The organism is Microbacterium sp. bgisy207 (assembly GCF_965345035.1).
In the GTDB taxonomy this organism is placed as follows: domain Bacteria; phylum Actinomycetota; class Actinomycetes; order Actinomycetales; family Microbacteriaceae; genus Microbacterium.
In genome coordinates, this window is the sequence record NZ_CBDRMG010000004.1 from 54,468 (window position 1) to 68,346 (window position 13,879).

At 67.6% G+C, this 13,879-nt stretch carries 15 protein-coding genes; 3 read left to right on the top strand and 12 right to left on the bottom strand.

Translation table 11 applies throughout. The annotated features are described in order from the left end of the window. Positions 1-48 precede the first annotated feature (48 nt). Positions 49-1,260 (bottom strand): AI-2E family transporter, encoded by a 1,212-nt coding sequence (locus ACSGC5_RS04735; protein ID WP_434969472.1) that lies wholly within the window; start codon positions 1,258-1,260, stop codon positions 49-51. Between the two features lie 37 nt (positions 1,261-1,297). Then, positions 1,298-2,056: a potassium channel family protein gene (locus ACSGC5_RS04740; protein ID WP_434969473.1), complete on the bottom strand. Its 759-nt coding sequence runs from the start codon at positions 2,054-2,056 to the stop codon at positions 1,298-1,300. A 92-nt stretch (positions 2,057-2,148) separates the two neighbouring features. Here ACSGC5_RS04740 and ACSGC5_RS04745 point away from each other — a divergent pair, with 92 nt between their 5' ends. Then, a complete protein-coding gene (locus ACSGC5_RS04745) occupies positions 2,149-3,432 on the top strand; it encodes an ion channel protein (RefSeq protein ID WP_434969474.1) in 1,284 nt (427 codons plus the stop codon). Here the strand turns inward: ACSGC5_RS04745 and ACSGC5_RS04750 are convergent. The 5 genes from ACSGC5_RS04750 to dnaK all read right to left on the bottom strand — a co-directional run bounded on the left by ACSGC5_RS04750 (position 3,419) and on the right by dnaK (position 8,665). Then, positions 3,419-4,531, bottom strand: a complete 1,113-nt coding sequence (locus tag ACSGC5_RS04750; protein WP_434969475.1) for a hypothetical protein — start codon at positions 4,529-4,531, stop codon at positions 3,419-3,421. The two genes, ACSGC5_RS04745 and ACSGC5_RS04750, sit on opposite strands and share 14 nt — an antisense overlap. Positions 4,532-4,564: 33 nt before the next feature. Next, positions 4,565-5,026, bottom strand: coding sequence for a heat shock protein transcriptional repressor HspR (locus ACSGC5_RS04755; protein ID WP_434969476.1), 462 nt, complete (start codon positions 5,024-5,026; stop codon positions 4,565-4,567). A gap of 96 nt (positions 5,027-5,122) precedes the next feature. Then, positions 5,123-6,115: a DnaJ C-terminal domain-containing protein gene (locus ACSGC5_RS04760; RefSeq protein WP_434969477.1), complete on the bottom strand. Its 993-nt coding sequence runs from the start codon at positions 6,113-6,115 to the stop codon at positions 5,123-5,125. Between the two features lie 15 nt (positions 6,116-6,130). Continuing rightward, positions 6,131-6,787, bottom strand: coding sequence for a nucleotide exchange factor GrpE (locus ACSGC5_RS04765; RefSeq protein ID WP_434969478.1), 657 nt, complete (start codon positions 6,785-6,787; stop codon positions 6,131-6,133). Between the two features lie 9 nt (positions 6,788-6,796). Continuing rightward, complete coding sequence (gene dnaK, locus ACSGC5_RS04770; protein WP_434969479.1) at positions 6,797-8,665, bottom strand: molecular chaperone DnaK; 1,869 nt, start codon at positions 8,663-8,665, stop codon at positions 6,797-6,799. Between the two features lie 173 nt (positions 8,666-8,838). Here dnaK and ACSGC5_RS04775 point away from each other — a divergent pair, with 173 nt between their 5' ends. Then, a complete protein-coding gene (locus ACSGC5_RS04775; RefSeq protein ID WP_434969480.1) occupies positions 8,839-9,405 on the top strand; it encodes a GNAT family N-acetyltransferase in 567 nt (188 codons plus the stop codon). Between the two features lie 25 nt (positions 9,406-9,430). On the opposite strand, the gene ACSGC5_RS04780 is transcribed toward ACSGC5_RS04775, so the two are convergent. Genes ACSGC5_RS04780 through ACSGC5_RS04795 form a run of 4 tightly spaced genes read right to left on the bottom strand, consistent with a single transcriptional unit; the run spans position 9,431 to position 11,780 of the window. Continuing rightward, on the bottom strand, positions 9,431-9,595 hold the full coding sequence (locus ACSGC5_RS04780) for a hypothetical protein (protein ID WP_434969481.1): 165 nt from the start codon (positions 9,593-9,595) through the stop codon (positions 9,431-9,433). Further along, entirely contained in the window at positions 9,592-10,047 is a 456-nt protein-coding gene (locus ACSGC5_RS04785; protein ID WP_434969482.1) for a hypothetical protein, read from the bottom strand. The genes ACSGC5_RS04780 and ACSGC5_RS04785 overlap by 4 nt, the downstream gene beginning before the upstream one ends. Before the next feature lie 32 nt (positions 10,048-10,079). Continuing rightward, positions 10,080-11,288: a cation:proton antiporter gene (locus ACSGC5_RS04790; RefSeq protein ID WP_434969484.1), complete on the bottom strand. Its 1,209-nt coding sequence runs from the start codon at positions 11,286-11,288 to the stop codon at positions 10,080-10,082. A gap of 3 nt (positions 11,289-11,291) precedes the next feature. Continuing rightward, entirely contained in the window at positions 11,292-11,780 is a 489-nt protein-coding gene (locus ACSGC5_RS04795) for a cation:proton antiporter regulatory subunit (protein WP_434969485.1), read from the bottom strand. A 61-nt stretch (positions 11,781-11,841) separates the two neighbouring features. Here ACSGC5_RS04795 and ACSGC5_RS04800 point away from each other — a divergent pair, with 61 nt between their 5' ends. Continuing rightward, positions 11,842-13,329, top strand: coding sequence for an MFS transporter (locus tag ACSGC5_RS04800; RefSeq protein ID WP_434969486.1), 1,488 nt, complete (start codon positions 11,842-11,844; stop codon positions 13,327-13,329). Positions 13,330-13,427: 98 nt separating this feature from the next. On the opposite strand, the gene ACSGC5_RS04805 is transcribed toward ACSGC5_RS04800, so the two are convergent. Further along, positions 13,428-13,802, bottom strand: coding sequence for a MarR family winged helix-turn-helix transcriptional regulator (locus ACSGC5_RS04805; RefSeq protein WP_434969630.1), 375 nt, complete (start codon positions 13,800-13,802; stop codon positions 13,428-13,430). Positions 13,803-13,879: the final 77 nt, after the last annotated feature.

A 13,879-nucleotide genomic window follows, 5' to 3' on the forward strand; every position in this document is an offset into this window, starting at 1 on the left:
CCAGCCCACCGACCCCGCGGGATCCGGTCCGAAGCCCGGTTCCGAGCGTCAGTCCCGCGGGGGCGGTGGGAGGGGAGGTGGCGTCTCGGGTGCGGCAGATGCGTCTGGCGTCGTCGTCGGGGCAGGGGCATCGGACGGGTCCGAGTCGGGCGCCACAGGAGCGTCGGGCGCCGCGGCTGCCACGGGGGGAGGCTCAGCGGTGGGGGCTGCGTCCCGGTCCCCGCTCAGCCAGCGCAGCACACGGGCATCCGGGTCGGCCTCGAGGATCAACGCGCGCACGAGCAGGGTCAGCGGAATCGACAGGATCGCGCCGAGCGGACCGATGATGAAGGTCCAGAAGATCACCGAGAAGAAGCTCAGCGTGAGACTCAGGCTCACCGCATCAGCCACGAACTTCGGCTGGATGAGCACCTGCAGGACGACGTTCACGACGCTATAGATCGCGATCACGGCAAGAAACAGCGGCCAGCCGCCCACGACCAGCGCGAGGATCGCCGGCGGGATAAGGCCGAGCACGAAGCCGATGTTCGGGATGAAGTTCGTGACGAATGCGAGGATCGCCCACACCACGGGCGCCGGAACGCCGATGGCCGCGAGCGCGATGCCATCGATGATGGCCACGACGGCGCCGAAGATGGCGTTGACGATGTAATACCGCCGGGTGCCGACGTTGAAGGTACGGATGCGCGCCAGGGTGGCATCGACGGAGTGACCAAAGACAGCGCGAAGCCGACCGTAGCGTGCCGCATCCGCAGCCATGAAGATGACGTAGGCCAGCACGAAGAACAGCCCGACGGCGACGGCCACGACCATGCCCGACACCGAGGTGGCAAGGCTCAGCAGCCGTGAGGGCTCCAGAAGGGACGCGATCGTGTCCGCCGCCTGCCCATCCCAGCCCATCGCGGCGAGCCATTCTTCGATTCCGTCGACCGTTGCCTGCAGCTGCCCGAGATAGTCCACGACCAGGCGTGCGAACTGCGTTCCCGCGAACCACAGGAGCAACGCCATCGCCGTGAGGATGATGTACGCGAGCAGGACGACAGCGGTCGTGGCCGTCCAGGCGGGCCATCCCCGACGGCGCAGCAGGCCGTGCAGCGGATGGCAGATGATCACGATGACGGCCGCGAGTGCGAGCGGGCCGACGATCTCACGCGCCCACGAGAGCCCGACCAACACGACGACGGCGGCCGCAAGACCAAGCAGAACCCGCAGCATCGGCGACAGTCCTGACGACGCGGGCGACGGCTGAGCGGAACTCACCGCGCCAGGCTACCGCGGCCGCCAGTGCACCGGCCGGTCAGGACGATGCCGGAGGCGGGTCGGCCCGCGTCTGGCGCGGGGACGACTCGTCGGCGCCCTTCGGCAGACCCTTGACGGCAGCCTCGAGTTGACGCGAGAGCTCACGAACCTGCCCGCGAGTGGCGGCCTCCTGGTCGTCGTTACCCGAGAGGGTGGCCGCCCGCTCCACGAACCAGGATGCCGTCGTTGCCGTCACCACGCCCACGACACCGATCCCGACGGACATCAGCACGACGGCGACGATCCGCCCCCACGCCGTAATGGGGTAGAGATCCCCGTAACCGACCGTCGTCACCGTGACAAACGCCCACCAAATCGCGTCGCCGAAGTTGAGGATGTTTGCGCCGGGTGCCGGCCGCTCGGCCTCCAGCACCGCGAGGGAACAGATCCAGATCAGGATGGCGACCGTGCCGCCCGCCAGGACGGCAGCCTGGGTTCGTAGCTGGTCGCCCCGCGACATCTTCTGGATCTCGGTGATCGCGCGAATCAGCCGCAGGGGCTTGAGTACCGGCAGGACGACGACGGCGAGATCGAAGAGGTGCGCGCGAAACCATGCCCCCTTCTTCGGCGTAAGGCCGAGCCGGACCAGATAGTCAATCGCGAACATGACCCATGTCACCGCCATCACCAAGCGCATCGTGGCGTACTCGGGGCCTTGCAGATTGGCGATCACCTGCCATGAATAGGCGGCGATGAAGGCGAGGGAGGCCACGACCAGCGGCCAGTACGTCAGCTTCTGCCAGCGTTCTTCGGTCATGGTCTGAGAGTAGTGAGCCGCGAGTCAGAGCCCCCGCGCCCTCGCCGAGAGTCGGTTACCGCGACCACCGCTTGCGCCCTAGGGTGAGCGACATGGTCTCGAACCCGAATCCGTGGGCGTTCACGAGCAGCTCTCGCACGCTCGTCGCCCTGTCGATCCCCGCGGCACTCATCGGCATCCTGTCAGGCCTCATGCTGTGGGCTCTCGACGAGGTCGCGCATGTCGGCGCGCACTGGGTGTGGGAGGCACTGCCGGAATCACTGGGGGCGGACGGCGATTCGCCGTGGTGGATCTTCGGGGTGCTCGCCTTGACCGGCTTCCTCGTCGGCATGGTCGTGTGGAAGATGCCCGGCCACGGCGGACAGGACTCCGCGACCGTGGAACTCATCGCGCCGCCGCAGCCGGTCCGCGCGGTCCCGAGCATCATCGTCGTGATCCTGTTGACGCTCATCGGCGGCGTGAGTCTTGGGCCTGAGAGCCCGATCATCGCGATCAACACGGCGCTGGCGGTGTGGATCGTGACGCGACTGTGGCCCGCGATCCCGGTTCAGCTCGTCGTCATCCTCACCGCCGCCGGCACGATCGGCGCCCTGTTCGGCACGCCCGTCGCCGCGGCGCTGGTCTTCACCGGCGCGCTCGCCTCGGGCGGCGGCGCGCTGTGGGACAAGCTGTTCCTGCCGCTCGTGGCGGCAGCCACCGGGACGATCACGGCCCTCGTGCTCGGCGGCGGCCTGGGTGCAATCGCGAGTATTGCGCCCTACACGAACCCGCAGGCGATCGATCTGGTGTCGGCATCCGTCATCGCGTGCGCGGGCGCCGCAATCGCGTTGGTCGGCATCGTGGCCTTCAAGGCCCTGCATCCGTTTCTGCGCCAACGGATGCCGAACCCGCTGCTTCTGAGCCTGGCCGGCGGCCTCCTCCTCGGGGGGCTCGGAGCGCTCGGCGGTCCGCTCACCCTCTTCAAGGGATTGGAACAGAGCGCTCAGCTCATCGCCCTCGACGGGGCGATCGGGTGGGCGGGTCTGCTGGCGCTCGTGGGTATCAAGCTCGCGGCTCTCGTGGTGGCCGCATCCTTCGGTTTCCGCGGTGGGCGGGTCTTCCCCGCCATCTTCCTCGGCGTCGCGTTCGGGATGGTGGCCCACGCGCTTTTCCCGTCGATCCCGTTCGGCCTGGCCCTCGCGAGCGGCGTGCTCGGCTTCACGCTCGCGATCGCCCGCGACGGCTGGATCGCACTGTTCGTCGCCGTCGCGATGGTCGGAGACATCGGCATCCTCGCGATCATGTGCGTCGCGATCCTGCCGACCTGGCTCGTGGTCGCCCGTGCGCCGGAGATGATCATCGAGGACCATCCGGCTGCGGGAGTCACGGCGTCCTGACGTCGGTCTCCAACGCTGCCGCGTTGCGGATGAAGAGGATGATCCACGAGAAGACGAGGATGCCGGCGACGAGTTCGACCGCCGTGAGCGTGTAGTACCCGACAGCGAAGTAGATCGCCAGGATGACGATCACCCCGATGAACAGCCATCCGAGTGCCACAAAGGGACGCGCAATGCCGGGGATCCACACGGGAAGACGGATGACGAGCACGCCGAACACGACGGCCATACCGGATGCGAACCCGGTGTGGAGCCAGAAGAAGTCGTTGACCGGGAAGACGCCGACGAGGGCGAGAAAGATGCCGACGAGGACGAGGCACAGTCGCACCCACCGGATGCCGTGCGCATGCGAGGTCGGGATCCCGCGGGTCGTGTAGCGAGCGAGGGTCGTGACGATGAAGCCGGCGACGATCAGGGTGAGGTTGAAGGTCATGGCGGAGAGGTCGTTCGTCATCCCGAGCGCCGACAGGTTGTCTTTCCACCAGTACGGATCGCTCGCGGTGAGCATCGCCGCAAGAACTCCTTCGACGAGGAACACGGCGAGGATGACCGCGAGCAGCGGCAGATCCATGTGCGTCGCCGAGTAGAACACCAGGTAGGCGGTGACTGCTGCGGCCGCACCCGACAGTGCCAGCAAAGGCAGAGCGAAGACCTCGGCACCGATGAAGGCGTCCGTGAGGATCACGGCCAGGAGCGTCCAGGACAGGAGCGCGATGATCCCATGGGCAAAGGCGAGGGCCGCGATGTCGAGATAGTCAAGCACGGTGAGACGCTGCCCGGCCTCGTTCCGGTGCACGATGTAGCGTCCGGCGATGAAGGCGAGGATCCCCGCGGCGGCCGAGGCGATGGCTGAGAACTGCCCTACCGAGCCCGGGCCCGAGATGGGGGCTGACTCGAAGCGGAAGACGGCCAGCGCGATCAGAACGACGACGAGGAAGGCGACCGTGCCCACGCCCAGGCCCAGGGACTCGAGCGTGCGTTCCCCGGCCTGCCCCGACGCCTCAGCCGCAACGACGCGGTGCGCCCGGCGCGTGTCGGCATGGGGCGGTGGCGCCGTTGTCACAGCAGGTGCCGCGTCAGGCGGGGGCGTCTCGGTCACGGCATGAGAGTAGCGCAGGCGCCGCCCGCGAAATCAGTCTTCGTCGGGGGCATCGGGCGCTGGCGGCAACCCATGACGCGGCCGCCACAGCACGAGTTCGGTCGCGCGGCGCACTCGCCGACCGTGGCGAAGGGTGATCACCGAGCCGCTGGTGCCGGCGGCGAAGACCCGCGCGCCGGGCCGGCTGGCAAGCTCCGCCTCGACCCGAGCCTCGAGATCGCGGACACGCATGTGAAGCTCACGGACGCGGTTTTCGAGTTCGAGGATGCGGGCGATGCCGGGAAGGCTCATCCCTTCACCCGACAGCCGTGCGATCTCCCGAAGCTGTTCGACATGGCGCAACGAGTACCGCCGCGATCCGCCTTGCGTCCGGGCGGGGACGACCAGACCCAGCCGGTCGTACTGCCGCAGCGTCTGCGGATGCATGCCCGCGAGCTCAGCCGCCGCCGCGATCGCCAGAATCGGGGCTTCGTCGTCGATCTCGGATTCAGGCATCGAGCCCACCCCCTCGGCACGAGGGGAATCGGCGAAGATGAGGGCCTCTCATCGTCCTTTCTCCTCCTCTCGATCGGATGTCCTCAGCTCGACTGCTCATCCCGCCGCGCGCGCGAGCAGATCGGCGCGGGGGTTCTCCTTCGGTTCGACCTCGCGGTACTTCTCCAGGGCCTCGCGTGCGGCACCGTCGACGTGCGTGGGAACAGCGATCTGCACTTCGGCCAGGAGGTCGCCGGTACCCTTCTGCGTCTGCACGCCCCGGCCCTTCACGCGCAGGACGCGCCCGGACGGGGTGCCCGGGGCAACGCGCAGCTTCACCGGATCTCCGCCGAGAGTCGGCACCTCGATCGTCGCTCCGAACACCGCCTCGGTGTAAGTCACGGGAACGACCACGCGCAGGTTCAGCCCGTCGCGGGTGAAGACCGGATGCGGGCGGACGGTGACTTGTACGACGATGTCGCCGTTCTCTCCCCCATCGGGCGAGGGACGGCCGCGCCCGCGCAGTCGGATCTTCTGTCCATCAGCGACGCCCGCGGGAATCTTCACTTTGAAGGGGTGCCCGTCCTCGGACTGCAGCGTGATGGTCTCGCCCTTCGTGGCGGTGACGAAGTCGATCGTCGTGCGAGCGGTGACATCCGCCCCCCGCGTCGGACCGCCGTAGCCGCGGAAGCCACCGGATGCCTGACCGAAGCGTCCCGAACCGAACGAGCCCCCTCCGGCCTGGCCGAACATCGAGAAGATGTCGTCGAAGTCCGCGCTCTCGTAGCTGTACCCGCCGCGGCTCTGCCCGAATCGGCTGAAGACGTCCTCGAAGCCGCCGGCGCCCTGCCCGCCCGCCGTGAAGCGGGCGCCCGAACCCATCGCGCGGATCTGGTCGTACTCCTCGCGCTGCTCGGGGTCCGACAGCACCGCGTAGGCCTCGCTGATCTCCTTGAACCGCGCCTCAGCCGTGGCATCGCCCGCGTTCGAGTCCGGGTGGTATTGCCGCGCGAGCTTGCGGTAGGTCTTCTTCAGGTCCGCTGCGGAGACATCCTTCGAGACGCCGAGGACCTTGTAGAAGTCCTTGTCGAACCAGTCTTGACTGGCCATCGGTTGTCCTCCGTGCTACTCAGCCGGCACGGCGACGACGACCTTCGCTGGGCGAAGCTCGATCGATCCGAGTCGATACCCGACCTCCACGACCTCGAGGATCGTCGTCTCCGTCGCCCCGGGAGTGGGCTGCTGGAAGATCGCCTCGTGCTGCTGGGGGTCGAACACCTCGCCCGCCTCGCCGTAGGAGGTGACCCCGAGCCGCTCGGCGACGGTGCGGATCTTCTCCGCGATCGCCGCGAAGGGCGTGCCCTCCTCGAGATCGCCGTGCTTCTCGGCGCGGTCGAGATCGTCGAGAACCGGGATGAAGCCCTTGGCGACCGCGCCCTTGGCGCGTTCGATCTCGATTTCTCGCTGCTCCTCCGTACGGCGGCGATAGTTCGCGTACTCCGCCTGCAGCCTCTTGAGGTCGGTCAGCAACGCCGACTCCAGGTCGGCGAGCACGACATCCTCTGCCGCTGCGGCATCCGCCGACTGGGCGGCACCGAGGATGTCGTCGACCGTCAGGTCGTCCGGTTCGGCGCCGGGGGCGCCGGGACCGGAGGTGGTGTCCTCCGGCCCCGGTGCCGCGGTTTCGCCGTCAGCGCTCGCGCTGTCAGGGGCGCTGCCGCCAGGTCCGACTCCGGAGTCCTTCTCCGAACGTGTGGGCTCTTCGTCGTCCTTGCCTGCCATGATCTCTGGTTACTTCTTCTCGTCTTCGTCGTCGACGACTTCGGCGTCGATGACGTCCTCGTCGGGGTTCGGAACGGTCCCGGCACCCGGCTCGTTCGCAGCCGGGTCGGGGTTCTCGCCCGCAGCCTGGCCCGCCTGGTAGATGGCCTCACCCAGCTGGGACTGGCTCTGGTTGAGCTTGTCGAACGCAGCCTTCACTGCGTCGTCGTCATCTCCTGCGAGCGCCGCCTTGAGGGCATCCACATCCGCCTGCACCGAGGTCTTGACCTCTTCGGGCAGCTTGTCCTCGTTGTCCTTGATGAGCTTCTCGATCGAGTACGAGAGGGTCTCAGCCTGGTTGCGCGTCTCGGCGGACTCACGGCGCTTCTTGTCTTCGGCGGCGTGCTCTTCGGCCTCGCGCACCATGCGCTCGATGTCCTCCTTGGGAAGCGACGAGCCACCCGTGATCGTCATCGACTGCTCCTTGCCCGTGCCCTTGTCCTTCGCGGACACGTGCACGATGCCGTTCGCGTCGATGTCGAAGGTGACCTCGACCTGCGGAATCCCGCGCGGCGCCGGAGCGATACCCGTGAGCTCGAAGGTCCCCAGCGGCTTGTTGTCGCGGGTGAACTCGCGCTCGCCCTGGAAAACCTGGATCGCGACCGACGGCTGGTTGTCGTCTGCGGTCGTGAAGGTCTCGCTGCGCTTGGTCGGGATAGCCGTGTTGCGCTCGATGAGCTTGGTCATGATCCCGCCCTTGGTCTCGATGCCGAGGCTCAGCGGGGTCACGTCGATGAGCAGCACATCCTTGCGCTCGCCCTTGAGGACACCGGCCTGGAGGGCGGCGCCGACGGCGACCACCTCATCCGGGTTGACACCCTTGTTGGGCTCCTTGCCACCGGTCTCCTTCTTGACGAGGTCGCTGACGGCGGGCATACGCGTCGATCCTCCGACGAGCACGACGTGGTCGATGTCGCTCACCTTGATGCCGGCTTCACGGATGACGTCCTCGAACGGCTTCTTCGTGCGGTCCAGCAGGTCCTTGGTGAGGTCTTCGAACTTGGCGCGGGTGATCGTCTCGGACAGCGACACCGGACCGTTCTCCGTGAGCGACAGGTAGGGGAGGTTGACGCTCGTGGATGCCGAGCTCGACAACTCCTTCTTCGCCTGCTCGGCAGCCTCCTTGAGGCGCTGCAGCGCGATCTTGTCGCCCGAGACGTCGACGCCGGTGGTGTCCTTGAACTGCTTGATCAGGTAGTCCACGACACGCTGGTCCCAGTCGTCACCGCCGAGGCGGTTGTCGCCGGCGGTGGCGCGCACCTGGATCGTCGAGAAGTCATCGTCCTTACCCACCTCGAGCAGGGACACGTCGAAGGTTCCGCCACCGAGGTCGAAGACGAGGATGAGCTCGTCCTCCTTCCCGCGGTCAAGGCCATAGGCCAGCGCCGCAGCGGTGGGCTCGTTGATGATGCGCAGGACGTTCAGACCGGCGATCTCGCCGGCCTCCTTCGTGGCCTGCCGCTCGGCGTCGTTGAAGTACGCGGGAACCGTGATGACGGCATCCGTCACCGAGTCTCCGAGGTACTGCTCGGCGTCGTGCTTGAGCTTGGCCAGGATTCGCGCCGAGATCTCCTGCGGCGTGTACTTCTTGCCGTCGACATCGAAAGTCCAGGTCGTGCCCATGTGGCGCTTGACCGACGAGACGGTGCGGTCGACGTTGGTGACGGCCTGGCGCTTGGCGGTCTCGCCGACGAGCACCTCGCCGTCCTTGGTGAACGCGACCACCGACGGGGTGGTGCGGAAGCCCTCGGCGTTGGCGATGACCTTGGGCTCGCCGCCCTCGAGGACGCTGACGACGGAGTTGGTGGTTCCGAGGTCGATTCCCACTGCACGTGGCATCTGTTTCTCCTTGTTTCTGTGGAAGCGGTGTTCCGGATGAAAGTCGACTCGCGGCAGACCGCGTGAGTGCACGAGGTTGAGTCGCGATGACTCAAGCGTAGCGAGCGGGCCGCCCCCTGTCAACCGAACCTGAGTCGAGTCATATCAAGTTTCGTGGGAGTCATAATGAAGCCGTGACCCTTCCCTGGCACTTCACTCCACTCAGCGGCGAGCGAGTGACGCTCGATCTGCTGCGCGCCGACGACCTCGACGCCCTCAGTGCGATCCAGGGCGATCCGACGACCGTGCGGTACATGCTCTACAGCGCCCGCACCCGCGACGAGGTCGCGACCGCCATCGAGCGTGATGGCGCCCACGACCGACTCGAGAACAGTGGGGACTACGTGCAGCCGGCGATCCGCGATGCGGCAGGACGTCTCGTCGGCACCCTGTATGTGAAGCTCGCGAGCACGGATGACAGGACCGCCGAGATCGGATGGCTGCTGTCGCCTGGCGAACGGGGCAAGGGCTACGCGACCGAGGCGGCGGAGATCATCCTGCGGCTCGCCTTCGAGGAGCTCGGCCTGCACCGCGTGTATGCGGAGCTCGACCCGCGCAACGAGGCGTCGGCCGCGGTATGCGAACGACTCGGCATGCGGCACGAGGCGCACCTGCGGGAGAATCTCTGGCTCAAAGGCGAGTGGGTCGACACTGCCGTGTACGCCATCTTGGAGCAGGACTACCGTCGGCGCCGCATCTGACTGCTCGCCATCCGCGACGCGACTGTCAGACGAGTTTGGCGACGGTCTGCAGCGCGATCACGAGCAGGCCGAGCGCCACGAGGATGCCGAGGGCCAGCACACGCTCCCACCACTTCGCGTGCGACCGGCGAACCGCAAGCCATCCGATGAGCGCGAGCGTCGCGATGTACACCGCGGCGGCGGCGGTCATGGCCGTCGAGAGCGGGATGATCTCGAGCCACCCGAGCAGCACGAGCCCGCCCGGCACCACCACCGTCGACGGGCCCCCGGCGGCGACGCGGACCAGGACGATCCAATCTGCCCCGTGGGGGAACTCCCCCCCACCGCCAGGTGGGAGACGACATCGGACACGAGGCCCGCGATCGTGATGCCCAGCACGCCGAACAACAGCGCGAGCAGCGCGTGATCGGCATCCGCGTGATCGGCTTGCGAGACCACCAGCACGATCGCGAGGCCTGTGAAGGTGGCGTAGACCCGCTCGCGAAGGTAGGCGCCGACTGCGCGGCTGCCGCCGGTGTTGAAGAGCCGATCGTAGCGCCGCTGCGTAGGGGAGCGGCTCTGGTCGCTGTGCGCCGCGGGGGTTTCCGAACTCCCCGACGCGGTGTCGCCTCGGGGCGAGTCGGGCGCCGCAGGCGTGCTCATGTCCACACCGTACCGTCCGACTCCGGATGCCGTCAGCCTTCTGCCGCCGCCGCGCGTTGCCGCATCCGTCGCGCCTTCTGGCGCTCTTTCGCCCAGCGGTCGAACCACGGAGTGTCGGGGATGCGCGCCAGAAGAGGCCCCACGACGATCGTGATGAGCACGTAGGCGGTCGCAAACGCCGCGAGGGACCTGTCTGCTCCCGCCGAGACGGCGAGTCCCGCGATGACGATCGAGAACTCCCCCCGCGGCGTGAGCGCGAACCCGGCACGCCAGCGGCCGGGTTCAGCGATGCCGGCTTTGCGTGCGGCGACATACCCGGTGAGCACCTTCGTCGCCATCGTCACGATCGCCAGGATGAGGGCGGGAACGAGCACCGGCGGAAGGTCAGCGGGGTCGGTCGACAGACCGAAGAATAGGAAGAACACCGCCGCGAACAGGTCGCGCAGCGGCGTCAGGACCTGCGTCGCGTGTTCCGCCGCCGGACCCGAGATCGCGATGCCGACGAGGAAGGCACCGACCGCCGCTGACACGTTCGCCTCCGCGGCCAGCCCTGCCACGATGAGCGTGAGCCCGAGCACCGAGAGCAGGAGCACATCTGCGCGCTTGGACCAGACCAGCTTCGACACGAGGGGACCGTGCCGAAGGGCCACCCACAGAATGACGAGAACCGCCGCGAGCGCGATCGTGACGCTGATCACGCCGGCCCCGAGATCCATTCCGACCAGCACCGCCGTCAGGATGGGCAGGTAGAACGCCATCGCGAGGTCCTCGATGACAAGGATCGACAGGATTGTCGGCGTCTCGCGGTTGGGCAGGCGTCCGAGGTCCTGCAGGAGCTTCGCGACGACACCGGATGACGAGATCCAGGTGATACCCGCGAGCACGAGGGCGCCGATCGGCCCCCACCCGAGCAGGAATCCGGCGATGGCGCCTGGAATCGCGTTGAGCACCATGTCCAGCGCGCCGGCCACGCGGGAGCGATTGAGGCTCCCCATGAGCTCTTTTGCGTTGTACTCGAGGCCGAGCATCACGAGCAGCAGAATGACGCCGATCTCGGCTCCGACCTCGATGAACTCCTCGCCCTGTGAGATCGGCAGGATCCCTCCCTCGCCGAAGGCGAGTCCGCCCAGAAGGATGAGGGGAATGGGCGAGATTCCGATGCGTCCCGCCAACCGCCCGAGCAGCGCGATGCCGAACAGAAGTGCGCCGATCTCCAAGAAGAGCAGCGCGCCGTCATGCATCGATCAGGCGCCGTTCAGGATCCGGACCAGGTGCTCGAGTCCTTCGCGGGTGCCGACGACGACGAGCGTGTCACCCGCGAGCAGCAGATCGGCGGGGCCCGGCGCGGGAATGACGCCCGTCTCCCGCACGATCGCCACGATCGAGCAACGAGTGAGCGTCCGCGCCTTCGTGTCCCCCAGGGGACGACCGACATAGGGGGAGTCAGCCCGCACGGGGATCTGCTCCATGTGAAGACCGGCGACGGCTTCGCGAAGGCCGGCGAGCTGAGTGAGGATCAACGACCCGCCGAGCACCTCCGAGAGGGCGGTGGCTTCGTCATCCGTGAGCGCGAGCGTGTCGCCGCAGCGGTCCGGGTCGTCCTCGTCCGAGATCGCGATCTCGCGGCCGCCGTCGCGGAAGTTCACCACCGATAGACGACGGCCGTCGTCGGTCAGGATGTCGTGACGGATGCCGATACCGGGCAGTTCGGCGCGCTCCACGTGGACGGGCATGCCTCTAGTCTCCCACCTCGGGGCTACCCAATGTTCACCCCGTGGCCCTAGCGTATGGCGAATGAGCGACAGTGAGCCCGAACTCCGCGCGAACGGCCCTTCGGCATCCGACCCGCTGGGTGTGCCGACTCCCCCGCCGACCACCGACACGGATGCTCTCGAGAGCGTCGCAGTGCTCTTTCAGGACTCGGTCGAGGAACGGGACATCCCCCGCAAGCAGGTCGTGTCGTGGGCGTTCTGGGACTGGGCGACGCAGCCGTTCAACTCCGTCATCCTGACCTTCGTCTTCGCCTCCCTGTACCTCGTCTCGGACAGCTTCCTGCCCCCCGAGATCGCCGCGCTCAACGCCGACGGCAGCATCGACTGCGCCCTCGACGCCGATGCGGGAAGCCCGTACTGCCAAGGCCTCGCCGACCTCTCGAGCGGCTACGGCTGGGCGACCTTCGCGGCGGGTCTTCTGATCCTGCTGCTGGCCCCCGTGCTCGGCCAACAGGCCGATCGACGAGGGAGCAAGAAGCGCTGGCTCGGCATCTTCACGATTCTGCTGGCTCTGCTTCAGTTCGCGCTGTTCTTCACCTTCGCCGACCCGGCCTTCTTCTGGTACGGCGCGATCGTCCTCTCCCTCGGCGCGATCGCGAGCGAGATCGCGGGAGTGAATTACAACGCCCTGCTCGTGCAGGTGTCGACTCCGAAGTCCGTCGGCCGCGTGAGCGGGCTCGGGTGGGGCCTGGGATACATCGGTGGAATCGTTGCGCTGGTGATCGTCGTGGCCCTGACGTTCGCCGACTGGTTTGGAATGGACACGAGCAACGGGCTCGCCTACCGCCTTATCGCCGTCGGCTGCGCCGTGTGGACGATCGTGTTCGCTATTCCGCTGTTCCTCAACGTTCCCGAACCGCCGCCCACGGCTCCGGGGCGCAAGATCAGCTTCGTGCAGAGCTACGTTGCGCTGTTCGTCGACATCGCCCACCTGTACCGGGAGCACCGCCCCACCTTCTGGTTCCTCATCGCAAGCGCGGTCTACCGCGACGGACTGGCGGGGGTTTTCGCGTTCGGAGCGATCCTCGCGTCGGTGTCGTTCGGGTTCACCGCCAACGAGGTCATGATCTTCGGGATCGCCGCGAACGTCGTCGCCGGTATCTCCACGATCATCGCGGGACGATTCGACGACCGTTTCGGCGCGAAGTCGGTGATCGTGGTGGCACTGACGACACTTGTCGTCATGGCTCTGGTGGTGTTCGCGTTCCAGTCCGCGGGTGTCGTGGTGTTCTGGATCGGCGGGCTGCTGCTGTCGTCGATGGTCGGTCCCGCCCAGGCGGCCAGTCGATCGCTGCTGGCCCGCGTGACGCCGACGGGGATGCAGGGCGAGATCTTCGGCCTCTACGCAACGACCGGTCGCGTCGCGAGCTTCCTCTCCCCGCTGATGTGGGCCCTGGCGATCACCCTGTTCGGGGCCACGATCTACGGCGTGCTGGGAATCGCTCTCGTGCTGCTGCTCGGGCTCATCCTGCTGCTGTTCGTTCGGCTGCCGAAGCGCGGGGCGGCGTAGTTCCGCAGCCCGCTGACGTCACACCGTCCAGGCAGGAAACTCCTCAAAGCAGGATGATCCACTCGGCATCCGTTGTTCCCCCGTGATGCCTCCGACCCTTAGGTCGGCCAGGCGTCGGCGAGCTTCGTCAGCAGGCGCGCCAGATCGATGCGCTCGGCATCCGTGAAGGATGCCAACGCCGTCGTGATCGCATCGCGGCGCTGATCCCGGAATCCGCGAACGAGAGCCGAACCCTTGTCGGTGAGGACGATGCGCGTGCGCCGGGCGTCGTCCGGATCGGCCTCACGGCGCACGAGTCCGAACTCGACCCCCTGCTGCACGAGGCGTGACGCGCGGGGCTGGTCGACCCCGATCGCCTCGCCGAGCTCGCTGACGGTCAGCGGGCGATCACTGGATGCGAGGGCCTCGAGCACCCGCATTCGTGCAGGGCCTGCGATGCGCGCGGCGCCCCCCCGTGGACCCATCGGCCCCATCGGGCCCATCCACGGCCCCCAGCCCCCCGGGGGGCCGAAGCCGGGTTCGTCGCGCCGGCGTCGGCGGGATGACTCGT